Annotated in this window: 27 protein-coding genes; 1 reads left to right on the top strand and 26 read right to left on the bottom strand. The window is 28.6% G+C overall.

Annotated features, from left to right (window positions below; translation table 11 throughout):
• Nucleotides 1-91 precede the first annotated feature (91 nt).
• The 21 genes from AC2DGP_RS03725 to AC2DGP_RS03625 all read right to left on the bottom strand — a co-directional run bounded on the left by AC2DGP_RS03725 (nt 92) and on the right by AC2DGP_RS03625 (nt 18099).
• Nucleotides 92-667 carry an ankyrin repeat domain-containing protein gene (locus AC2DGP_RS03725; RefSeq protein ID WP_484491688.1) on the bottom strand — a complete coding sequence of 192 codons (576 nt, stop codon included), beginning with the start codon at nt 665-667 and terminating at the stop codon, nt 92-94.
• A gap of 216 nt (nt 668-883) precedes the next feature.
• Nucleotides 884-1669 carry a hypothetical protein gene (locus AC2DGP_RS03720; RefSeq protein WP_484491687.1) on the bottom strand — a complete coding sequence of 262 codons (786 nt, stop codon included), beginning with the start codon at nt 1667-1669 and terminating at the stop codon, nt 884-886.
• A 212-nt stretch (nt 1670-1881) separates the two neighbouring features.
• A complete protein-coding gene (locus AC2DGP_RS03715) occupies nt 1882-2025 on the bottom strand; it encodes a hypothetical protein (protein ID WP_484491686.1) in 144 nt (47 codons plus the stop codon).
• Between the two features lies 1 nt (nt 2026).
• Nucleotides 2027-2473: a DUF4844 domain-containing protein gene (locus AC2DGP_RS03710; RefSeq protein WP_484491685.1), complete on the bottom strand. Its 447-nt coding sequence runs from the start codon at nt 2471-2473 to the stop codon at nt 2027-2029.
• A 220-nt stretch (nt 2474-2693) separates the two neighbouring features.
• Nucleotides 2694-3209 carry a hypothetical protein gene (locus AC2DGP_RS03705; protein WP_484491684.1) on the bottom strand — a complete coding sequence of 172 codons (516 nt, stop codon included), beginning with the start codon at nt 3207-3209 and terminating at the stop codon, nt 2694-2696.
• A 328-nt stretch (nt 3210-3537) separates the two neighbouring features.
• Nucleotides 3538-4380, bottom strand: coding sequence for an NgoPII family restriction endonuclease (locus tag AC2DGP_RS03700; RefSeq protein ID WP_484491683.1), 843 nt, complete (start codon nt 4378-4380; stop codon nt 3538-3540).
• On the bottom strand, nt 4377-5429 hold the full coding sequence (locus AC2DGP_RS03695; RefSeq protein WP_484491682.1) for a DNA cytosine methyltransferase: 1053 nt from the start codon (nt 5427-5429) through the stop codon (nt 4377-4379). The genes AC2DGP_RS03700 and AC2DGP_RS03695 overlap by 4 nt, the downstream gene beginning before the upstream one ends.
• The gene (locus tag AC2DGP_RS03690) at nt 5426-5740 is read right to left on the bottom strand and encodes a helix-turn-helix domain-containing protein (RefSeq protein WP_484491681.1); all 315 of its coding nucleotides are present in this window, start codon (nt 5738-5740) and stop codon (nt 5426-5428) included. Before AC2DGP_RS03690 ends, AC2DGP_RS03695 begins: the two co-directional genes overlap by 4 nt.
• Before the next feature lie 329 nt (nt 5741-6069).
• Nucleotides 6070-6297 carry a hypothetical protein gene (locus tag AC2DGP_RS03685; protein ID WP_484491680.1) on the bottom strand — a complete coding sequence of 76 codons (228 nt, stop codon included), beginning with the start codon at nt 6295-6297 and terminating at the stop codon, nt 6070-6072.
• A gap of 27 nt (nt 6298-6324) precedes the next feature.
• Entirely contained in the window at nt 6325-6921 is a 597-nt protein-coding gene (locus AC2DGP_RS03680) for a hypothetical protein (protein WP_484491679.1), read from the bottom strand.
• Nucleotides 6922-7127: 206 nt separating this feature from the next.
• Nucleotides 7128-7595: a hypothetical protein gene (locus AC2DGP_RS03675; RefSeq protein ID WP_484491678.1), complete on the bottom strand. Its 468-nt coding sequence runs from the start codon at nt 7593-7595 to the stop codon at nt 7128-7130.
• Nucleotides 7596-7947: 352 nt separating this feature from the next.
• Entirely contained in the window at nt 7948-8433 is a 486-nt protein-coding gene (locus AC2DGP_RS03670) for a hypothetical protein (RefSeq protein ID WP_484491677.1), read from the bottom strand.
• 660 nt (nt 8434-9093) lie between these two features.
• The gene (locus AC2DGP_RS03665) at nt 9094-9942 is read right to left on the bottom strand and encodes an IS3 family transposase (RefSeq protein WP_484492479.1); all 849 of its coding nucleotides are present in this window, start codon (nt 9940-9942) and stop codon (nt 9094-9096) included.
• Nucleotides 9943-9956: 14 nt separating this feature from the next.
• Nucleotides 9957-10349, bottom strand: a complete 393-nt coding sequence (locus AC2DGP_RS03660) for a transposase (RefSeq protein WP_484491652.1) — start codon at nt 10347-10349, stop codon at nt 9957-9959.
• 347 nt (nt 10350-10696) lie between these two features.
• Entirely contained in the window at nt 10697-11140 is a 444-nt protein-coding gene (locus AC2DGP_RS03655) for a carboxypeptidase-like regulatory domain-containing protein (protein WP_484491676.1), read from the bottom strand.
• Between the two features lie 189 nt (nt 11141-11329).
• Nucleotides 11330-11794, bottom strand: a complete 465-nt coding sequence (locus tag AC2DGP_RS03650; protein ID WP_484491675.1) for a hypothetical protein — start codon at nt 11792-11794, stop codon at nt 11330-11332.
• Nucleotides 11795-13418: 1624 nt separating this feature from the next.
• Nucleotides 13419-15467 (bottom strand): DUF4365 domain-containing protein, encoded by a 2049-nt coding sequence (locus AC2DGP_RS03645; RefSeq protein ID WP_484491674.1) that lies wholly within the window; start codon nt 15465-15467, stop codon nt 13419-13421.
• 225 nt (nt 15468-15692) lie between these two features.
• Nucleotides 15693-16070, bottom strand: a complete 378-nt coding sequence (locus tag AC2DGP_RS03640; RefSeq protein ID WP_484491673.1) for a hypothetical protein — start codon at nt 16068-16070, stop codon at nt 15693-15695.
• Nucleotides 16067-16582, bottom strand: a complete 516-nt coding sequence (locus tag AC2DGP_RS03635) for a hypothetical protein (protein WP_484491672.1) — start codon at nt 16580-16582, stop codon at nt 16067-16069. The genes AC2DGP_RS03640 and AC2DGP_RS03635 overlap by 4 nt, the downstream gene beginning before the upstream one ends.
• Nucleotides 16583-16809: 227 nt before the next feature.
• Nucleotides 16810-17355 (bottom strand): hypothetical protein, encoded by a 546-nt coding sequence (locus AC2DGP_RS03630; protein ID WP_484491671.1) that lies wholly within the window; start codon nt 17353-17355, stop codon nt 16810-16812.
• A 231-nt stretch (nt 17356-17586) separates the two neighbouring features.
• Nucleotides 17587-18099: a hypothetical protein gene (locus AC2DGP_RS03625; RefSeq protein WP_484491670.1), complete on the bottom strand. Its 513-nt coding sequence runs from the start codon at nt 18097-18099 to the stop codon at nt 17587-17589.
• A gap of 203 nt (nt 18100-18302) precedes the next feature.
• Between AC2DGP_RS03625 and AC2DGP_RS03620 the strand changes: the two genes are divergently transcribed.
• Complete coding sequence (locus AC2DGP_RS03620; RefSeq protein WP_484491669.1) at nt 18303-18530, top strand: hypothetical protein; 228 nt, start codon at nt 18303-18305, stop codon at nt 18528-18530.
• 207 nt (nt 18531-18737) lie between these two features.
• Here the strand turns inward: AC2DGP_RS03620 and AC2DGP_RS03615 are convergent, their stop codons facing one another.
• The 5 genes from AC2DGP_RS03615 to AC2DGP_RS03595 all read right to left on the bottom strand — a co-directional run bounded on the left by AC2DGP_RS03615 (nt 18738) and on the right by AC2DGP_RS03595 (nt 23348).
• Nucleotides 18738-19976, bottom strand: coding sequence for an NADase-type glycan-binding domain-containing protein (locus AC2DGP_RS03615; protein ID WP_484491668.1), 1239 nt, complete (start codon nt 19974-19976; stop codon nt 18738-18740).
• Between the two features lie 206 nt (nt 19977-20182).
• Nucleotides 20183-20566, bottom strand: coding sequence for a hypothetical protein (locus AC2DGP_RS03610; protein ID WP_484491667.1), 384 nt, complete (start codon nt 20564-20566; stop codon nt 20183-20185).
• A gap of 417 nt (nt 20567-20983) precedes the next feature.
• Nucleotides 20984-21487, bottom strand: coding sequence for a GbsR/MarR family transcriptional regulator (locus AC2DGP_RS03605; protein ID WP_484491666.1), 504 nt, complete (start codon nt 21485-21487; stop codon nt 20984-20986).
• Between the two features lie 847 nt (nt 21488-22334).
• Nucleotides 22335-23087, bottom strand: a complete 753-nt coding sequence (locus AC2DGP_RS03600) for a hypothetical protein (protein ID WP_484491665.1) — start codon at nt 23085-23087, stop codon at nt 22335-22337.
• Nucleotides 23088-23138: 51 nt separating this feature from the next.
• Nucleotides 23139-23348, bottom strand: coding sequence for a hypothetical protein (locus tag AC2DGP_RS03595; RefSeq protein ID WP_484491664.1), 210 nt, complete (start codon nt 23346-23348; stop codon nt 23139-23141).
• Between the last annotated feature and the right edge of the window lie 76 nt (nt 23349-23424).

Below are 23424 nucleotides of genomic sequence, written 5' to 3'. Positions count from 1 at the left end.
AAATAAGTATAAGTGACACAATAAAAAGACACAGAACTTTGGGCAAACCATAAAAACCCACATTAACTTTATGCGGTGTTGGTAACTGTGTTTACATTATTTCTCGTAAATCCAATTCTTTATTGTTAAACCCTGCATCAATTCCACCCCCAATATTCAAAATATGATCTTTAGCTGAAACATCATGATAGTTTTTCTGTTCTAAAGAAGCTCCAAATCCAATTAAGAATATAATAATCTCTTTCAATTCTTTTTCTCCGCGATAATTCATAACAGCTCTAAGCAAAGGTGAGTTTCCATATTTATCTTGGATTTCAATATCTGCATTTAGACTTAGAAGAATTTTTATCAAATTTAAATCCTTATTATAAACAGATAAATGTAACGCTGAATTTTCATCGGCTCTTTTATTTCCTTTATGATTTATTTCAATTCCGCAATCAGAGAAAAAATTAATAATTTCGAATTTATCATAATCTAAATCTTTCTCGTTTTCGATGTAGTATTCGAGTATGTTTTTCCCGTAATAAGAATCAGTTACTTTAAAGTCAATTCCGTTTTGCTTTTTCTTTTGAAGTTTTTTCAGGTTATTGGAATGTAATAATTCAGTCAACTTTTCAAAAGTTAATTCTGTAGAGTTTTTAGTGTTAAAAAACGGTATTTTCATTTTTAGAGCATTGTTACCAACGTTTTTGTATAAGATTAGTGTGGGAGGTAGACAAACTTTATTTTGTCCGCCGAGCCACAAGCTTAGACTTATTTTGTGTTTTTATCTTTGTCGACCTAAAAATAGATAAATAAGTTTAAGCGGACTTTATAATTAAACCAAAACTTTAGGAAAACCATAAAAACCCACATTAATTTTATACGGTGTTGCCCGCAGTTATTCTGTCTTCAGTTTTTCATAAAACTCTTTAAATTTAATTTCTCCAGTATAATCGAGTAAATCAGATTTACTTTTCTCTTTCGAGATTATTTTGATTTTATCATGTATTAAAATCGCTTTTGTAACTCTGTAAATAATTTCTTTTTCGGGTTTCTCAACTAGTATAATTCCGATTTGATTTGGAAGGTCACTTTCTTTTTTATTTACAGTTTGATTTTCTGTTATATAACCATATCTTTTTTCACCATTTGGTAGAAAATATTCATATCTAATTGATGCTAATTTTTTCAGGTTAGGAATGTCATTGAAATGAATTTTTAAACTAAAATTATTATCTAATTCCATTTTGCGCTTAATATCCTTTAGGTTCGCATTATAATCGTAAACGAATTGAATTTCAATATTTTTTTCAGATAATTTTGAGTTTTTGTCTGTTTTAAAATCAAGTTGAAATTGTTTACTCTTATTTTTGGTAGAGAATGTAAATCGTGCATCTTCTTCTACAACTTCATAATGGTCAGAAAAAATAAGTGTGTCATTTTTCTTTTTCCAAGTTCCATTGTATTCTCTCCAAGTCAGGCAACTTGAAGGCATTGGGAAACTCCGAAATTCAAATTCGGTTTGTGATGTAAGAGTTATTTCGCTAATCCGTTCATCCCAATCAATTCCGGTTGAAGAACTATCTTTTACTCTTCCATTATTCACGAATGATATTGGCGTTTTCTGCCCAAAAACAGAATGTCCAATCAGTAGTGAAATTATTATCGAAAAGACGTTTTTCATAATTGTGGGCAACGTTTTTGTATAAGATTAGTGTGGGAGGTAGATAATTCGTGAATTATCAGCCGAGCCACTGAGCTTATACTTGTTTTATGTTTTTATCTTGTCGACCTAAAAATAGATAAATAAGTTTAAGCGGACTTTATAAATAAACCAAAACTTTAGGCTAAACAATAAAAACTCACATTAATTTTATACGGTGTTGGCTACAGTTTTTATTCTTTTTTTTCTAATTCCTTATCAATCATTTTCTTTTCGGCTAAACGCTCTCCTTTCCAAAAGAAACGTTTTCCAATTTTTCTCAAATGTTTTCGCCATTCAGAGTCTGTTGTTAATTGACCTTTTCTTTTATTAGACATTTTAATTCTCTTTCTTGAAATTGTTCGGGTCAAATCCGTACATAAATTTATTTAATTGTCCATTCGAACTTTCCAATTCGACAATGTCCATTAATTCCTCAATATATGAACAAACTCTTTCTCGGTCTTCAGTATCTAATTCCAGATAAATTTTCGAAAACCTCGAAAGTCCAATTCCGATTTTTTCTTGATATTTTTTATCAGTTGGTTTTTCCGATTCCGCAACAGATTTAAAATCATTTCCAATTTGATTTATTTTTTTCGTAAAAACTGGTCGCATTTTTTCGTCCGCAATTCCGGGATAAAAAATTTCTTCTACAAATTTTTTCTTTGCGAGAAATTCCGCAAACATTTCATTCGCATTTTCTGGTGTTTTCATTTCGGTTGCATTTTGTCCGCAAGCAGATAAAGTTAAAAACAGAACTAATATTTTGATGTATTTCGTCATTTCTTAAATTGTTGCCAACGTTTTTGTATAAGATTAGTGTGGGAGTTGATAATCGGATGATTATCGGCCTAGCACTAAGCTTATACTTATTTTGTGTTTTTATCTTAGTCGACCTAAAAACACTTAAATAAGCATAAGTGACACAGTAAATAAGCCTAAAACTTTGGGAAAGAAATAAAAACCCACATTAACTTTATACGGTGTTGTACATAGTGCTTTTTCAGTTTTCAAATTTTACATATTTAGTTTCTTTATCAATATCTGACCACTTTATTTTCAGAATATTATTTTCGGTTGAAGTTATTATTCCTTTTTGAATAAAGTCATTGTAAAATATCGTGATTTCATTTTTGTCCAAAATATATGGCATTGCTCCATCTCCATCATAATCCACTACATAAAATGATTTTTTAGTCAACCAAAAGTCTGCGTGAGGTCCATTTGGGTCTTTAGTCCAAATTCCGAATACTTTAGTTGTGTCAACTGTTAAATTCCGAATAATTGTATTTTCTGGCCGTTTAATATTTTCAATTTTTGAATTGTCAGTATTATATTCCGAAATTGTAATTATTTTTTTATTCTCCGAATTTTCTAATTCATTAGAAGCTTCTACAGAATCAGTTATCAATTCAGTTTTATTCTCTAAATTTATAACATTGCTTTTCTTTTCATTTTTACACGAAATATTCATTAAAATCAAAGTTGTTAATAATAAATAATTTAGTTTTTCTTTCATTGTTTTATTGAATCGATGAGCTTCGTTTTGCATTATGTACAACGTTAAGTATATGAAAAGTAGGGCGGTTGATAAAAACTTATTTTTACTAATACACTGAGCCATATTTTTCATTTTATTTTTATCTTTTCGTTTTCTAAAATACAAATTAAAAATATGGTGGACTTCATCAATAAGCACAAGCTTTCGTTTAAGCAATTTCGCCCTATTTTTTATATACATTGTTACCTGCTGGCTTTATTTCCACAAACTTGCTAGCGTTGGCGTGAAAGCTCTTTTAAATTTGTGAGGCACGAGCAAACTTTAAATGTGCTTGAACTTGCGTTGGCTATTTTAAATATTTTATTAGTTTACAGTTTATTAATTTAGCAGGATTATTTGGGTTTTTCACTTCAACATCTTCAATTGAAAATCCTTTAATGCTAATTGACTCGACTTTAATTCTACTTTTTTCTGGAAATGATTGATATTTCTCAGTCGGTATTATACAAATTACTTCAAATTCACTTTCTCCTGTTGTATGCAGATAATTAAATACTTTTCTTGGGTTTTCAATTTGCCACATTCCTCTAATTCTTAGGTTTGTTATTCCTAAAGGGTCGACTTGGTTAACTCTACCAAGCTCTTTTGTCTCAGAAAATACAACATCAGGAATTGTTTTTATTCCATCTGAAATTGTATTTTTAATTCTTTGATATGTCTCGTGTTTAGCGGCATAAATATTTCCATATACTAACCACAAAGATTTTAATTCTACATCAGTTGTGTGTCCAACACAATAAATCAAGTCTTTTACTGTCCAGCTTTCACATTCTTTACATTCCTTTGTAATCATTGGACTATCTGAGTGAATGTTTGCTTTCGGATAAGAACTATTTAATGCTAAACTACTACCAGCACTTTGTGTTTTCTTAACTTCAATTGCATCTCCTCCTTTTATCATTATATCAGGTGGGTTGTTTTGAGAACCTAACCAAGAAAATTCCTGATTAAAAACTTTCATTCTTTCTTTTTCATCTTCTATCTGAAGTGTATTTGCAAATGAATCTTTTATGTAATTTTCAAGAGCATCTCCCATACTATTTGCTCTATTCCTTCCTGAATAAAATGTTTTCAATTTTGTTTCAGGAAACGAAATGATATTGAATATTGCGTCTAAAATATTGGTCATACTGTATGAAGTTCTTTTTTTATTGTTTTTTCTGTTTTCTTTACTTTTTTAATAAGTTCATTTGCTTTAAGTTGTTTTTTAATACTTTCCGCTAAAAACTTTGCCATATTTACTGGAACAGCATTTCCAATCATTTTATAACCTGCTGCAATTTTTTTATAATGAAAAATAAAGTTATCAGGAAACGTTTGAATCCTTGCACATTCTCTTACACTTAGACGTCTATATAAATCTTCTTTTCCAGGTACGAAAACTCTTTTATTTTTTTCAATAAATTTCATTTTTGGAGCTTGTGGATGAATAGGAGCGTGTCTTCCTCCTGCTTGAATGGTAAATGATTGCTCGTCCCAAGCTCTTACTCTGTTTCTTGACATATATATCGAAGAAAAACTACCAATCATATATTCGTGATTTGGCTTACTGCATTCATCTCCATTTGTATTATTGTACTCTTGTGCAGGTAATACACCTTCTTTTAAATCACTAATGGCTGTTTCTAAATCAATTTTAGGAAATGTTTCTGTAGGAAATTGGTATTTAAAACCTAAATCTTTTCTTATTCCGATAAAGAAAACACGTTTTCTGTCTTGTGGGACATTATAATTACAAGAATTTAACATTTGAAAAGAAAGTTCATATCCTATTCCTGTGTTCTTGAACATTTCTTTTATTCCTTCTAAGGCTTCTGTGTGCTTTGAAATCAGCATTCCACTTACATTTTCTGCAAGAAAAAATTTTGGCTGTTTTTCTTCTAAAATTCGTATAAAATCGTAAAATAATTGACCTCTTTTATCTTTTATACCTCTTGCTGCACCAGCTTCACTCCAACTTTGACAAGGAGGTCCGCCAATAATACCATCACATTCTGGTACTTCATTGGCAGGAATGTTGACGATACTTCTTTTGTCTAAAATTGTATTTTTATGGTTCTTTTCATATGTTTCCCAAATCTCTTTGTCATATTCATTAGCCCAAATAACATTAAACCCTGCTTTTTCAAATCCAAGGTCAAGACCTCCTGCTCCTGCAAAAAACGATACTATCTTCATAATGCTTTTTCTTTAATGGTTCTTCTATATTCTGCTTTTTCTTCCGCAACTTTTAATAGTTGTTTAGAGCAATCATATTCATAAATTGTTTTACCGATTTTATCTGATACATATTCATTTGTAAGTTCTTCAATATCTAACTTAAATATTTCAGACAATAAAGGAATCCTTTTTTCGTCAAAATCTCTTTTGTTATTCTCTATTTTACTCAGGTTTGCAGAATCTAAGTTTAGTTTAGCCGCTAATTGAGTAAGTGTAAGATTGTTTTCTAATCTTAACTTCCTTATGTATTCTCCAAATGTGGTTTTCATAAGACTTGTCATTTTTTGACAAATTTAAGATTTTTTGTTGGATTTCCAATTTTATGTGGGAGAAAAACAATGTGTGCCTTTTTCGGCACTCTTTGTTTTGTGTGGTTGGATTTTTTCAGCTTGCAGGTAACGTTTTTGTATAAGATTAGTGTGGGAGGTAGACAAACTTTATTTTGTCAGCCGAGTCACTGAGCTTATACTTATTTTGTGTTTTTATTTTTGTCGACCTAAAAATAGATAAATAAGTTTAAGCGGACTTTATAAATAAACCAAAACTTTGAGAAAACCATAAAAACCCACATTAATTTTATACGGTGTTACCTGTAGTTTTAAGTTTCGATATATAATAACAATAATCCGACTCCTAATATTAATTCAACAATTCCCCAAAAAAAATTATGCCATTTGTCAAAATGTTTTCCAAATATTTTCTCTGATAAATACGTTGTGCTAGGCAATTCGAAATGGATTGATTTTTTCCCCTTATAACTTGCATACAAAGAGTATAGACCATGTAGAATTAGAAATAAAGACAATAATATGTTAGTGTATTCCAATTTAGTTGTTTTTAGATTTAATCTTGTTTATATAGTTGTTATTTTTTTGTCTAATGTTAGTTGGTAAGCTTCTTCAAAATCTATTATTCCTTGTTCCCAAGAATAATTATTTTTTTCACCATGTTTTACTATATTTAATAATTTTCTTCCTTTTTGGAGAGTATCTATTTCTTCTTGCTCTAAATTCATATAATTACCAAGATTGGAAATTATATCTTGAAACGTTTCATCTATTTTTAATGTTTGGAAATTATTTGCATGAATTCGAATAGAAATTTCAAATAACGCTAGTTTATAAAAAACTTCATCTGAGATGTCGTTATCAATAATAACCCCATATTGCTCCACGCATTTATTATAAAATTCCTTCATTGACGGACCAGCCATAAATAATCCAATAAAATCAAAATTATTTTCTTCGGGTTCTGGATTTACTTTTATTTCACCTTTGTCCCAAATCACCATTTCAGGTATAGGCTTTTCTATATAGGAAATAAATAAAGGAAAATTCCCATGTCTTATTGATGCGAATTCTCGTTTGTATGATATCTCTTCTTCAATGGATTTCATAACTTTAAGCATGTATCCAACAGTTATTCCAACAATGAGTTTTTCTTTTTTCACGGTAATTACAGGTAACGTTTTTGTATAAGATTAGTGTGGGAGTTTGACAATTCGTGAATTGTCTACCGAGCCACTGAGCTTATACTTATTTTGTGTTTTTATCTTTGTCGACCTAAAAATAGATAAATAAGTTTAAGCGGACTTTATAAATAAACCAAAACTTTGGAGTTAGCCTAAAAACCCACATTAATTTTATACGGTGTTGGCTACTGTACTATTTTCATTTCAAAATTTTTACTCTTATCTGATAAAGTCGTAATATTAATTTTTTGGTCCATAACTTTTCTTATTACGAATGATTTAAAAAAATTATCAATAAGTATGATGTCGAAACCATTTTCTTTTATTCGTTTATATGCACTAATAAATTTTCCTTTTGAACTTACATATTCAATTTGGCGTTTATTTAAAAACCTTAAAGTGTCAATGTTAGATGTTTTATTTATTGTGAAAACTCTTTTTTTCAATGATAAATTTTTCGAAGACTCTAATTTAAGGGAGTCATTAAGTTTCCTATATGTTCTCAAGTATTTTTTATCTTGAATGATTAAACTATCGTTTTTATGAAAGATTAATTTTTCATACACATTTTTAGACATTATTTTAGTCAATGAATTTTTCTTTCCAGATCTATATATTTTATATTTATTTCCTTTAATTTTTAAAATATTCATTCGAGCTGAATCTATAAAAGTGTGCTCTATACTTTCATTCTTTATATTAATCCAATATCCATTAAATTGTCTCATTATTGTACAGGATATGCTAACACAAAGAATTATAGAAAGGAATATTATTTTTGTCTTCATTTCGTATAGTAGCCAACGTTTTTGTATAAGATTAGTGTGGGAGGTAGACAATCCGTGGATTGTCAGCCGAGCCACTGAGCTTATACTTATTTTATGTTTTTATTTTTGTCGACCTAAAAATAGATAAATAAGTTTAAGCGGACTTTATAAATAAACCAAAACTTTGGGCTAAACCATAAAAACCCACATTAATTTTATACGGTGTTGGCAGCTGGTTTTATTTTTTTCGGTACAAAAATCTTTCTCCAGAATCTGGGTCTCCGATAAAATACCAAATTATAATTCCATCGTCTTGTAAATATAAATCATATGAAGTTGTCATTCCATTTTTATACAAATCGCTTTTGTCAAATCTAATATTTAAAACCCATTTCTCTCCTTTAAAGTCTTTTCCAATTCTCCAAGTTCCGTTTGTATTCACAAACTTTTCGTCAGTTTGGTCAAACACATTGATATAATTCGGCAAGTTGGTAATTTTAAAAGTTCCGTTCTCCTTTAAATTTAGTTCAATTTTTTTCTTTTCATATCCTTTTTGCTCATTTAATTCATAACTGAATTTATCCACTTCCCAAATTCCAATCATTTCCGATTGAGTTGGTTCATCAGTCAAATTTTTAGTTGTTATTCCGTTTACAGGACTAACATTAAAATATCTGCAACTAGTTAAACTCAAAACAATAATTAGGGATAAAATTCTTTTCATTTTCGGTTTTTCAATTCGCGTTCTGATTTGGTCAAACTTGCTGCCAACGTTTTTGCATAAGGGCAGTGTGGGGTTTTAAAATCCGTGGATTTTCAACCTAGCACTTAGCTTAAACTTTTTTATTTTTTAATTTGTGATTAAAAATAGGGAATAAGTTTAAGCGAACGTTTTTAAATAATAAATAATTTTCAAATTTTTTCTATTTCCCACATTGGCTTTATGCGGTGTTGGGCATTGCGGACACACAGCCGAGTTTCGGACTGAGTAAGAATTCTTTCGTGTTTACATTATTTTAGTTTTCATGATGAAAATAATTTTCAGATAAATATATTCATACCGTAATTATTTAAAAGTATGAGTATTTTCCTGCGTAAAAATTCTCATTCGTGTTGAGGATTCACACCATTACATATTTCATGATTTTTTCACAAGAAATGGTAATTCGTGCTATTTTATAAGGAATATTCTTTTGTTAAAGATTCACAACGTAAGAAGCTAAAAATCAAGAGAATTTTAAAAGTACAGATGATTAAAATTCCAGAATATTTTCATAGTAAATTTCGGTACTCGGGAAGGCAACTAAACAACTTCTAATTTACTGTGTGTAGGACTTTCGTGTAAAGTGTATTGTCCTGAAATAGGTTGACCTTTTTTTAATGATTAAATGGTTAATAATTCCAGTTTGTTTTTATTTTTCCGATACGATTTGTAGTCAATATTTTGATTTAGATGAACCTGTTTAGGAGTATTTAAATCAAGACTTAAATGTGGTCGAATATTGTTATAAATATTAATAGCTCTTTTTGTAATCTTCTGTGCTAATTTAGTGTTTTTAATTGTAAGTTTTAGTCCGTATTCATATTTTAAAGTTCTGTTTATTCTCTCAGCAATAGCATTTTCATACGGGTCATATTTCTCTGTCATACTCATTGTTAATCCGTTTGATTCTGCAAATAGGGTATAGGTTGGATTGCAATATTGTATTCCTCTATCCGAATGATGAATCAATTTTTTACCTGGGTATTTACGATTTTTAAGAGCCATTTTTAAAGCATCTATACAAAGAGATGTTCTCATATTGTCGTCTAATTTATAACCCATTATTTTCTTAGAATAAGCGTCTGTTACTAAAGCCAAATAACTGTGTCCTTTTTGCGTTTTAATGTAGGTTATATCGGTTACCCAAAATTGTTCTGCTCTGGTTGGAACTTTATTAGTTACTAGGTTTTTGTATTTATAAAAGTGATGATTAGAGTTGGTTGTTATATGGAACCTTTTTGTTCTAGGAACCAGTAGTCTATTGACTTTAAGGAATGCATAGAATTTATCTCTACCTATTTTGATACCTTGTTTTTTGATATCTTCTTTAAGTTCATGATATAGTTTTTTAGCGCCTAATCTCTGTCCAATCTGGTTACGACATTGCTTTACCATTTGAATTAAAATAAGCTCGTTATTTTGTTTAATTTGATGAGATTTTAAGCGTTTATAGAAGGCTTGTTTACTAATCCCAAAACATTGTATTAACCATTTTCTTTTAAACGGTTTTGCTTCTTTTTCTGAATCTCGTCTGCTAATGTTTTGGGCAATGACTTTTTTGACATATCGACTCCTGTAATAAGTTCCATGTCAGCAATTATATCTTGTTGAAAGTCTTTTACAAATTCCAGTTCCTCAATTTTCTCTTTAAGTCTTTTAATTTCATCCTGTTTACTCATGCCTAATTTCTTTTGCTCTAAAGTACTATATTTTTTAATCCAGTACTGAATAGTTGGTCTAGAAATATCATATTTCTTAGCTGCATAATTGATAGAAATTCTACCATTATGAATTTGATCAATGATGAAAAGTTTGAGTTCGAAGCCTACTTTATTGTAGCTCTTTTTTCGGCAGGGTGGTTTTTTGTTTGTCTCCATAGTTTAACTAAAAGTGTTTAATTTTTAGTCAACCTATTTCAGGATTTTACATTTGAGTTTATGAACTACAACGTTTTTGTATAAGATTAGTGTGGGGGTAGACAAACTTTATTTTGTCAGCCGAGCCACAAGCTTATACTTATTTTGTGTTTTTTTCTTTGTCGACCTAAAAATAGATAAATAAGTTTAAGCGGACTTTATAAATAAACCAAAACTTTAGGCTAAACCATAAAAACCCACATTAATTTTATACGTTGTTGGCGGTTCGGCGTTTTTTCTTACTTGGCTTATATATTTGATTCTCTCAAATAAGAGATTTCATATTTTTCTTGAGAATTCTAATTCAACTAATATGATTCAAACTCTCGAATATAACATGCTTTCTCAGTTTTGAATATATTTTTTTCAAATGCCTGTTTATGAATTTTAGGAAGTTTTTTAAATCTTTTTTTTCTCTTCCTTTCAGCTCTTTTTAAAGTTATAAAATCATAAGTATAGGTGTACATCATTACAAACTCAATTTCATGACACTTATCCACGAGTTGTATGGTTTCTGATTCCATTCCAACAAATTCAAATAATATTTTTTTCGTGGAAATAGGGATGTCTATTTGAAAAAATCCGTTTAAATCTGTTTTACCAATTTCAACAGCATTATCAATCATAATTGAAACTCCTGGCAAAGTTTCAAAACTCTCAGAAATCAGTTTTCCTCTAATAGTTTTTTTCTGAGAGTAAATATTAGACATTGAAATACAGATTACAATAAATGGAATCAATAATTTATTCATGACAATATCAATTTTTATGTTTTATAAACAATATCTCTGTAGTTTTTCGCTGACCGCCAACGTTTTTGTATATGAAAAGTTGCGGTTTTTGAAACGCAATTTTTCATGCTATTTTGTTTTTTATAAAAGTAACGAATTTTTCAACAGACTAAGAGTGTAGCAATTTTTTATATACGATGTTGTACACTGTTATTTGTCCTTAGTTGAATTCCAAAGTCTTTCTCTTAATGTTTTACTTGAGCTCAATAAAATTTTATAATCTTTATTCTTATTATTTATTTGCGCTTGTGAAAGCACAATGTTAAATTCATTCATAGAAGAAGAAATACTATTTAATCCAATTAAAATTTTAGCATTTAGTTTCGTATTAGAATTTATTTCTTCACTCAGAGTCTTATGAATTTTTTCAAGTCCTTTGCTAGTTTTCATGAGTTCAGACATTATTTCATTTTTTTCTTTAAAGTTTTCCGAATTTAAAATTTCTTTTAAAAGATTTCGTACTTGATAACTTGATTGCAATACGTTTTCTCTAAGACTGTTCCTTAATAGATGAGTTTCAATATTTCGGTCTGAAGTATTTTTAATAAAAGTTTGATATAAAGATATCGCGGCGATGATGATTGCAATTATCGATATTATTAATGAATAGTCCATTTTTGGTATTTAATTGTGTACAACGTTTTTGTATAAGATTAGTGTGGGAGGTAGACAAACTTTATTTTGTCAGCCGAGCCACTGAGCTTATACTTATTTTGTGTTTTTATCTTGTCGACCTAAAAATAGATAAATAAGTTTAAGTGGACTTTATAAATAAACCAAAACTTTGGAAAAACCATAAAAACCCACATTAATTTTATACGGTGTTGTACTTAGTTTTTTGATCTCATTTAGTGTTCTTATTTCTAATGGATATTCTTATGTAACTTTTAATGTTATTCTTGTCAAAGTATAATTTCATTCGGTAGTTCTTATTCGTGCATAATACTATTTACTAATAAAAAGCAAAGTACATCTTATAGCGACTAATGTTATTATTGTCCATAGGATAATTCGGTTCTTTCGTATTTCTTCATTTTCAAAAGTGATATTCTCAATCTTTTTAAAGTTTATGAAAGGCTCGAACACTACTGCTATCATGGTCATAAGAAACAAGAATACGCAGATGTAACCAAGGTAATTCGACTTAAAATTAAAAATAGACGCAAAATTAAGAATGATAAAAATTGCAGAAAAAAAGATGATGAATGCAAGTCTATATATAAATGCAAGTTGAACATTTTTCTCATATGTGTTATGCAGCATTTTATTTGCTCTTTTTTTTGCAAAATTTAAGGTTAAAAAAAGAACGTAATTTAAAAATGATTTCATGCTGAGCAATATTTTTATATTCATTAGGTGTCATTTTTACAGCAGAGTTGGTAAATTAAGTACAACGTTTTTGTATAAGATTAGTGTGGGAGGTAGACAAACTTTATTTTGTCAGCCGAGCCACTGAGCTTATGCTTATTTTGTGTTTTTATTCTTATCGACCTAAAAATAGATAAATAAGTTTAAGCGGACTTTATAAATAAACCAAAACTTTGGACAAAAACTAAAAACCCACATTAATTTTATACGGTGTTGGCATTTAGTGCTTTTTTATAATTTACCTTTTATTCGTACGATTATTTTTAGTTATTCTACCTATATATTTTCAATCAGTTCAAAACGAGAACTTATTGATATAATTCTTACTTATTTTCATAATTCTCGCATACATTATTCCAAAAATAAATATTGAAATTAGTATTCCAGATATAATGAAATAAAAAATTTCTTGATATAGATACATAAATAAATATGACGGAATTACTCCTATTAGCAGAGCAATAAAAAAGGCCTTGTTCAAATCGGTGTAAAGATTAATTATAATTTGATTATTTTTTTCATTAATAACTAATTTTGAAGGGAACCTAATATTTATTTTATGTCCTTTAATCATAATTTGTATAGGTAAACTCAGTTTCTTATAATAATTTTTATTAGTGAGGTTTGAATCATATGAGTTAGACTCTTTCTCACTCCAACCTTTCAAAATGCTATCTCTAAGCTTACCGTTAATTGTTTTTGCGGACGTTTTAATTTTCATTTTTTCAGTATTAATGCCAACGGTTTTGTATATGAAAAGTTGCGTTTTTTGAAACGTAATTTTTCAAGCTGTTTTGTTTTTTATAAAAGTACTGAATTTTTCAACAGAAGAGGAGTGTAGCAATTTTTTATATACGGTGTTACCTGCTGGCTATTTTGTTTCTATTCTGTAAAACTTGTTTTCAAAAAAAGCTTTTCTAATTCGATACATGTTTTCAAAATTTTCGAATCCTTTTAAAGCTAGTTTTCCATTTTGAGAGCCTTCATGTTTTATAAGTTTGTAATATGTATTTGCGATTGGTATGATCGAGTTTTCAAACATAAATATAAAGTTTGATTTAGCTGTATCAGCAATATTTAAAATTTCAAATACTAAATCCATTTTGTTTTTAGGAAACTTAAAAAAGCCAATTGGAAACAATTGAATTTGATATGTGTTTTCATACACTAATTTTTCAGAATTAGTTTCGCTAATATCGAATGATTCTAATTCCTTTCTCATTTTTTTTAACTTTATTTTGTTGGCTTGATTCTTAGTATCAATATCGTTTATAAATTTCGCAAATATCTCATGGCTCGTACCGTCATTGATTAAGGATTCAAATCGTTTCTTCTGTTCGTTTAACTCGTAGACTTCTATGTTATCTTTGATGTTCTCCTTAATGATAGTTGCTTGTTTATCTTGTCCAATGTATTTTAATAATTCAAATTTGATAGATAAAGAAACATTTAAATTTTGGATATGACCAACTCTTTCGTAAAATTGACAAGCTTTATCTAATTGTTCTAGATATTCGGTAAATTGGTTTTTTTTATCTGAATCTGGTTTATAAAGTTTTTCAGTTGTTTTATGAATAAGATAACTCGACATGTAGTCTAATTCATAATTAAATTTGATACAATTATTTTTAGAAATGAAATAATTAAAAAGATTATCACATTCTAGAGCTTCTTTTTGAATCTGACTATATTGTCTATTAATTATATTATAATTTTCAATAAACTTATTCGCTTCGCTTATTCTATGCTCGTTTGTGTATATAAGAGGATTTGCATTCATGAGACAAATTTTTTTAAAAAACGACATATTTAGAAAAGAGCCTAAATAAGATATATATTCAATCGAGGCACATATTTTTACATTATCATCATTCTTTGGGTCGTTAATTATTAAGTCAATATCCTTTAATAAATTTTGGTATTCTTCTTCCGATTGTTGGTCCTTTAGAGAGAATTTATATTTTAGATTTTCTAATTTTGTATATGGATAGAAAAAGCTTTCAGAGTCAACCTTGTTAACTTCTTGATTGTATTCTTCTTCAGTTATTAGACCCAATGAGTATCTCGATGAATGAGTGTAATATTCTAAGTATTGTTTGACTTCTTCCTTTAAACCAGTATTTATTTTTTTTGCTTTTTTTAAAAATGAATAGGCATTAATTAAATCACCTGAATTATAATAGCTTACGCCTAAAATAACATTATAAATAGAAGTGGAATTGACGGTGTTAGATGCTCTATTGTGAAGTTTAATTACATCTAGCCACCTACCTTGATTAATAAGTTGAAAACCACCATTTTCAATTAATTCTCTAATTTCAGAATCATCATAGATGTTTAAGTTTTTATCGATATGAATTTTACCTTTTTCACCAATAGCTGTTGATAATTGTATGTTTTTTTCAGTTATTTTTCTTTGCGCAACTCCTCTTTTCCTAGTCGTTTCAAATATTTCATCTATTGATTCATAATTTAAAATCTTTTTAAATCTTAGTACATGCGATTTTTGTTCTTTCCAATTATTTTTTTTTTCGTTTAATTCTTTTACAAAAGAGTCAACATTCTCGTAATAGAATAAATCCTTTTCTGTTGAATAAAGTATATAGTATGCTGGCATACCATTGTTAAGTAAATAATTTATATTCGAAGTGTTTAATGACAGACTAAAACTACTATCTACATTAAAATTTATACTTTCTGTTGCTTTTAATTGGATTACAAACCTGAAGTTAGTCACTCTACTTTTGTAAATAATTTCACCTGACAAGTCAATTCCGTTATCTCTAACATCTTCATCTCTAAGAATGAATTTTTTAGAATCAAAAAGAGGTCTTAATTTGTCTCTAGAAATAGTCTCTAATTCTACGTTTGGACTAGATGCTGGTAAGTCCATTTCATTTAAAATATTTTCTGTAGACATTTTTATTTTTTAGGGTGCTTGCAGGTAACGTTTTTGTATAAGATTAGTGTGGGAGGTAAACAAACTTTATTTTGTCAGCCGAACCACTGAGCTTATACTTATTTTATGTTTTTTTCTTTGTCGACCTAAAAATAGAGAAATAAGTTTAAGCGGACTTTATAAATAAACCAAAACTTTGGAGTTAACCTAAAACCCACATTAATTTTATACGTTGTTGTACAATGTTTATTCTGTTAAGATTTCAAATACTTTATCAGACATTTTTAGTTTCATTGTTTCGGGAAGTTGATTTACCATATCGTCAGATAAATTAACAATTAATTCAGAAGTTGAATCGTTCCCTCGGCATTCAAAAATAATGTCATATGGTGAACCAAATTCAACGTCTTTATATCTTAGAGTTAAAAATTCATTTTCAAACTCACTACCTACACAAGTATAATAAATTTCAATTTCTGAAATTATTTCTCCGTTGTTATGGCCTAATGATAAATTATCAGAATTATAGTTTTCAACTAATATTAGTAGTAAGCTTTCGGATATTTTTTCAGTTAGTTGGCTATGCCTAATTAACCTTTCATCAATTGGTATAATTGTACTCATATTTCAATATGTAATAAGTTTAAAAAGTAAACAAGCTTTTCAGCTTTATCATAGAACTCAGATATATTTTCTTCTGAGTATTTATACATCTTTGCTTTATTAGCTAAAACTATATTTCCTTTTGAAGCTAAATATGGAAAACCCAAAGTAAAATCATATCCATGAGCAATTATATTTCGGTCTTTGATGACATTATCTAGGGTTTTTATAATGTATGAGGTATAACTATTGTAATCTTTAAATTGTTTTGTTTTTCCAATTAATTTCTCGTTTTCTAAAATAGGGGTGATTAATGTTTTATACCGTTCAGTATTCAATATCTTTTTTAAAATTTCTTTCTTTTTGCTAAATCCTAATGGAATTATTATTTCACTGAAATAAATCATTTGACTTTCTTTGTCCTTTGATTTAGGATATAAAAAATTATGAATAATTCGAGTCATTGAATCTTCGACATTCAAACTAGAAGCAATGATTTTTCCACGTAATTCGATTTCAGGATTTTTATTCATTTTCGTAATATTGTACAACGGTTTTGGCTATGATAAGTTGCGGTTGGCATTTTTAAAACGACCCGTTTTGGCGAACCGAACCGACCAGTACTTGAGCCAAAACATTATGAGTGTTTTAAAACTGCATACCTTGAATTTCATAGCTTTTATAAGACGGTAATTTAGAAAAATAATTTTGAATGCGAATAGGAGCGAAGCAATTTATTATAGCCGGTGTTGGGGTATGTTTATTTTATCTCGCGCCCATTCTTAAATTCCGAAATATAAGTAGTGTCTCTTTGTGAAATAAATCCGTTTTCAAAATCATAAGAGTGATATTCCCAAATACCATTTATGTTTTTGTCAGGGTATAAATATGAAATCCGGATACCGTTTTTAAAGTCATGTAATATTTTTCTATTTTGATAATGATGAATTGAACCACTTAATTCTAGATATTGTTTAACTATAATTTCTCCGTTTTCATTTTTATATTCGGATATATCTCGCAAAGCTAAGTCTTTTGCAGAGTTTGATAAATTCCAAATTCCTACCCAAACAAAGGGGAAAGCTGTAATTCCTATAAGACTAAGTAATATAGCTTTTAATTTTTTTTGTTTTATTTTCGATCCAATCAGAATTAATATAAAAAATGTTACTCCGATTAGTATTGAGGCTCCTAAATGAAAAATTCTATATGCTGGCTGAATTCTTACTTCAATGGGGAGTCCATATATTAATCCAAGAAATAATAAGGTTAAGATTAATAGTATGGATGTGATTTTTATATTCATTTTTTCTAATATACCCCAACGTTTTTGTATAAGATTAGTGTGGGAGGTAGACAAACTTTATTTTGTCAGCCGAGCCACTGAGCTTATACTTATTTTGTGTTTTTATTTTTGTCGACCTAAAAATAGATAAATAAGTTTAAGCGGACTTTGTAAATAAACCAAAACTTTTGGAAAACCATAAAAACCCACATTAATTTTATACGGTGTTGCCTACAGTTTTTTACGTCCAGATTATTTTCGGTATAAAAATCGTTTTCCTATAGTGAATAGTCCTACAAATAATAATATTAGCCAAAAATATAGATTATTATCATTTTTAATAATTGTAATGTTTAGTTCTTTTTCTAATTCGTTAATACTCCACTTTTTTAAATCATCTGGTTTATTTGAGTTTACAACAGCTGTAGTAAATTCATGCGATACATTTATAGCATCTTCCCAACATATAGATAAATAAAATTCTGCCTGAGTTTTGTCAATTGAAATTATGTTCAATAACCACTTATCGCCGCTTCTCAGCCTTTCTATTGCATGATTTGTAGTATACGAAGGATCTCCGTCTAAAATTGTTAATTGATTACGGTTGTAATTTTCCTTATAATCTCTAACAACTCTAAAAATTACTCTATCCGATTTTGTTTCAATTTTCTCAACAAGCAAAGTATATGTTGAGACAGTCATCATATGCTCGAATCCAGCCCAACCTGTTTCCGTATTTTTAATTTTGGGACAAGTTCCACTCATTAAAATTAGGCTCAAGAATGTCAAAAATGAAATGCAGCTTTTTTTCATAATTGTTGGCAACGTTAAAATATAAGAATAGTAGCGTATAAATAGACCATTTGCCTGACGTCGGGAATATGGTAAGTAAATAGAAAACAAATAATAGTTAAACACTGCCTTAGCTATTATTTTTATATAGTGTTGGCGGTAGTTAATTTTTGATTATGCACTTAGTAAATATGCCTAAAGTTAGGGTAAAGAAACATAGTAAAGGTTGGGTTGTTGAAAGACAGTTTAAAACTTGGTATGGCAAGAAATACTGGAAACATATTGAAGCTGTTTCGGGGATAGACGACCAACCTTGGTATTATAAAGATATTGACGTTGCAGTAGAGGAAGCAAAAAAGCACTTTGGTTGGGATTTATACCGAGGACACGCTAGGCACACCTAATTACTGCCAACGTTTTTGTATAAGATTAGTGTGGGAGGTAGACAAACTTTATTTTGTCAGCCGAGCCACTGAGCTTATACTTATTTTGTGTTTTTATCTTGTCGGACCTAAAAATAGATAAATAAGTTTAAGCGGACTTTATAAATAAACCAAAACTTTGGTGAAACCATAAAAACCCACATTAATTTTATACGGTGTTAGCATACGTTATTTCTTCTGTTTAAACATATGCATTGGAATATTACTTGTTTTTCCTTGGTATCGAATTCCATTCTCACAAAAGTGAATTTCCGAAATAGCAGTGTCGTCATATTTAGTTCCTTTATAAACTTCTATTATTTCAAATATCACTTCTGTTGCTTGAATAGGTGAATCAAATTCAAGATATTGAATATACGGTGTGTCGTTTAGTGCAAATATGTATTCTTCTTTTGTTTTATATTTTCCATTATAAAAATCCTGTATGACCTCATATTCTTCATGATAAAACTTATTAATTACGGTAACTTTTATTATGGAAACTCGATTGTTTTCGATGAATGAATTATAGCTTTTTGCATAACCATTAATTATTTCAATACCATTTATTAAATTTGATGATTTGTTAAAGTTCTTAAATTTAACAACGGAACCAATTCCGGAGTCGTTTTCACCTTCAATCCATGCTGTTCTTACATCTTGATCTTCTAAGTTTTCAATACCATAATTGATATTACCAGATGAAAAAAGTGTTGATGTTCTATTGTATGCTGTTAATTTACTTGTGTATTTTATTCCAAAATAAAAATCTTCTGTAGGTTCGACATTCTCAATTTTTTTGTAATAATTTTTAATTGAAGTTTTAGATTGATTAATAAAAGCATTCTCCAAATCAAAATCTCTTGGAGCGTTTTCTGTATTTACACGGAGTTCGATAGATGTTATTTTATCTTTCCAAAATGCACCAGTCGTTACTATATAATAAAATGAGCTCTTTTGTTCATTGTGATATGTAGGGTCATAACTTTGTTGGTATGTATTCTTAATATACTTTGTTTCTCCTTTTTTAAAGAATACTGTATGGCATTCAAATTGGTCTATAGGATTCGATAAATATTGACAGCTCAGACCGTTTTTAGGTTTAAATTCCCAATCTGAATTCCTTTTAGTTATTTCGAGCTCTGCATCTCCATCGAAAGCTTTAAAATCCATGTCAAAATTAGAACTGCTAGGAAAACCTAAAATTACTTTTTGTTCATTCCCTTTATTTTTAAAAACATAATTTACTTCAACTTCATAATATGTAGGGAATAATGTTATATCTATAGTCTCACTATACATTTGTATGTCCTTATTTTCAATAGGTTTAACATTTCCACCATGAGTAAAACAAATTGGAGCATCGTCGGCTAATACACTTTGATACGAAAAAAATATGCTTAAAATAAAAATTAGATTTCTTGTCATTATAATATTTTGAATTCTTATGTATGCTAACGTTTTTGTATAAGATTAGTGTGGGAGGTAGACAATCGAAGAATTGTCACCCGAGCCACAAGCTTATACTTATTTTATGTTTTTATTCTTGTCGACCTAAAAATAGATAAATAAGTTTAAGCGGACTTTATAAATAAACCAAAACTTTGGGAAAACAATAAAAACCCACATTAATTTTATACGTTGTTGTGTGTAGTTTGTTGTCTTTTTTCAGAAGTTTTCTTTTTACCTCTAAAAAATAAAAATAGATTAATAAAAAGCATTATTCCAAGATATATTGAAAAACCTCCTATTTTATAACTTAATTTTTCTATGAGTGTTTGATAATTATTAGATGTCATTTGTATTTCGAGTATAAGAAGAGCATATCCTATATTTAAAAGATAAAACCCTGTTTCAAATAATTTATTCGTTGCCATTGCAATTTCTTCTCTACCGTTAAATATGTCAAGCATATAAATTTTTCCATTTTTAAAAAGGGTTCTAGAAACATAAAGAGTTAAAAATATTACAATTGGTAAATAAACTGAATAACCGATTAAAATTTTTGTAGTGTCCATAATTTTATATTTTTTGTGTTTATATTAATTTGTGAATGAATTTTTTGATCAAATATATATTTGAGTAGTGTAATACCGCTATCGTTAAGATAATGACTGATATTTTTTTAGATATTATTTCTATTAAGTAATGGAAAGAATCAATATTATTCCAAGAAATTATAGTTATTGCTGAGTAACCAATATTTAACAAATAGTATCCAATTAATAAGGTTTTGTTTATCTGTAGTGACAATTCAACTTCCTCTTTGATTAAGTTTCTAATAAAAATATTACCGTTTTTATAACAGCTATTTCCTACATAGATAATTATTACAGAAGTAAGAATTAAATATATTATGTAACCTATAATGTTATAATTCATTTTTTTTATTTTTGAAGTTTCAGAAATTATTGAAACTTTGTTTTAAATTTTTTTTATTTCAAAATTTTAATAAATAATTTGCTCAACCAATTTTCTTTATATTGAGTTATTTTATCTAACATATTATCAGCTTTTAAAACGAAATTATATAATCGTTCGGTTTGTTCAATGAATTGTTTTTCCGACTTCGTTTGATTTGTATTTATACTTGAAACTTCTTTTAAGATTCTCAAAGCAGGTTTTATCTCTCGTTTGCTTCTTTCTTGAGCAATTGTAACAGCTAATTTGTCAAGGTCTTTTTCAGCTGAAAAAAACTCTTTTCTTTCACCGGATTTTGACTCTTTAAATACAATTCCCCAATCAATTAATGCTCTAATATTCATTGATGTGTTTCCTCGTGAAATCTGTAACTCTCCCATTATTTCTTCAATAGACAATGGTTCATCAGAAATCATTAAAAGTGCATGAATTTGAGCCATAGTTTTATTGATACCCCATTGTGAGCCTAAAGCACCCCAGGTTTGTATGTATTTATTTTTTGCCTCTTCAAATTCCATGATTCAAATATAGATAAAACTTTTTAAACTTTCAGAAATTATTGAAACTTTATTTTGTTTGAAAATTACACACAACGTTTTTGCATAAGGGCAGTGTGGGTTTTAAAATCCGTGAATTTTCAACCTAGCACTTAGCTTAAACTTTTTTATTTTTTAATTTGTGATTAAAAATAGGGAATAAGTTTAAGCGAACGTTTTTAAATAATAAATAATTTTCAATTTTTTTCTATTTTCCATATTGGCTTTATGCGGTGTTGGGCATTGCGGACACACAGCCGAGTTTCGGACTGAGTAAGAATTCTTTCGCATTTACATAATTTTAGTTTTCATGATGAAAAATTTTTCCAAATACATATTTTCATTCCGAAAGTAGCTAAAAGTCTGAGTATTTTCCTGCGTAAAAATTCTCATTCGTGCTGAGGATTCACACAATTCCATAATTCATGATTTTTTCACAAGAAGTGATTATTCGTACAATTTTGTTAGAGTTTTTTTCAAAGATTATCTATGTAAGAAACTAAGATCTAAGAGGAATTAAAAATTCTAAACTATTTAAATTCCAGATATTTTCAGAGTAAATTTCGGTACTGGGGAATGCAACTAAACAACTTCTAATAAACTGTGAGTAGGACTTTTGTGTAAAGTCCGCCGTGTTGCCCAACGTTTTTGGCTATGATAAGTTGCGATTGGCGGTTTTAAAACGACCCGTTTTGGCGAACCGAACCGTCCAGTACTTGAGCCAAAACATTATGAGTGTTTTAAAATCGCGTACCTTGAGTTTCATAGCTTTTATAAGACCGTAATTTAGAAAAATAATTTTAAATGCTTATAGGAGTGTAGCAATTTATTATAGCCGGTGTTGTATACAGTTTTTTTCTAAAGCTTTCATTTTATAATATGCACTTTTTTCGTTTTTAGCTATTTCGTTAAATAAAAACATTCCATATTCAAATATATCATCTGAGTTTTGAGTACATATTTTTGCGAAATTATCAAAAAATGAATCTTTATGAAATTTGTTAAAAATATCTATCATAGAAAATGAATTAGACATCATAGAATCTTTAAATTCCTCTGATATTTCCGAATTTCTAATATGGGAAATATAATTTACGATATTTTCATGTATTAAAATATATCTAATAGCAACATGTGGATGAGATTTTTCTTTATAGTAAATTTCGTTCTCTGCATTAAGATTGAAAAACTTAAATATTCCAATTGCAGAAGTCGCTAAAGAAATTAAGTCACAAAGAAATCCATCTGTCTTATATTCATCTTCAAACTTTAGCCAAACATTATGAATGTCTTGAGTAAGTTTCATAGAAGCGAATGCATCCGAGTCAATTTCATAAATATGATTTTCAATATTAAAGTCTTCTATATCTTTAATTGATTCATCAAAATTTTTATCTTTTTCTCCATTGTTTTGAATTAAATGACCGATTTCATGATTTATCAAAAAGATAATAGCAGAATAATACATGAATTCCATAACAGAACTGTTTTTTTCAATAAGAATTTCGTTCAGCTTTTGAATTGGTTTTCCGAAGATTTCTTCTGTCCGTTCTTCGTTGTCTAAAAATGTATTTTTCAGCATATTTATTGTTCCAATATTGATGCCTATTAAAGTGTTTTCCCCTTTGATATATTACCTAGCATTAATTGTTCTTTTATTTCTGTAAAAAAAGAAATTAGGCTCAATATTATATAAATCTGAATTGTTTTCAATTAATTTTTTATAATATAAATAAAGCTTATCGCAATGACTTTCGAGTGGTAATTCCGAGTAGTCGAAAATTTCATCATTACGTATTAGTCGATGTTGAATAATATCAGAAATTTCTTTCGTGTAGCTCATTTTTTTAATTGTATACAACGTTTTTGTATAAGGTTAGTGTGGGAGTTGATAATCGAAGGATTATCAGCCTAGCACT

Source organism: Flavicella sp. IMCC45537, from assembly GCF_057197705.1.
Note: the sequence above shows the minus strand (reverse complement) of the source record. Positions and strands in the feature narration are given on the sequence as shown.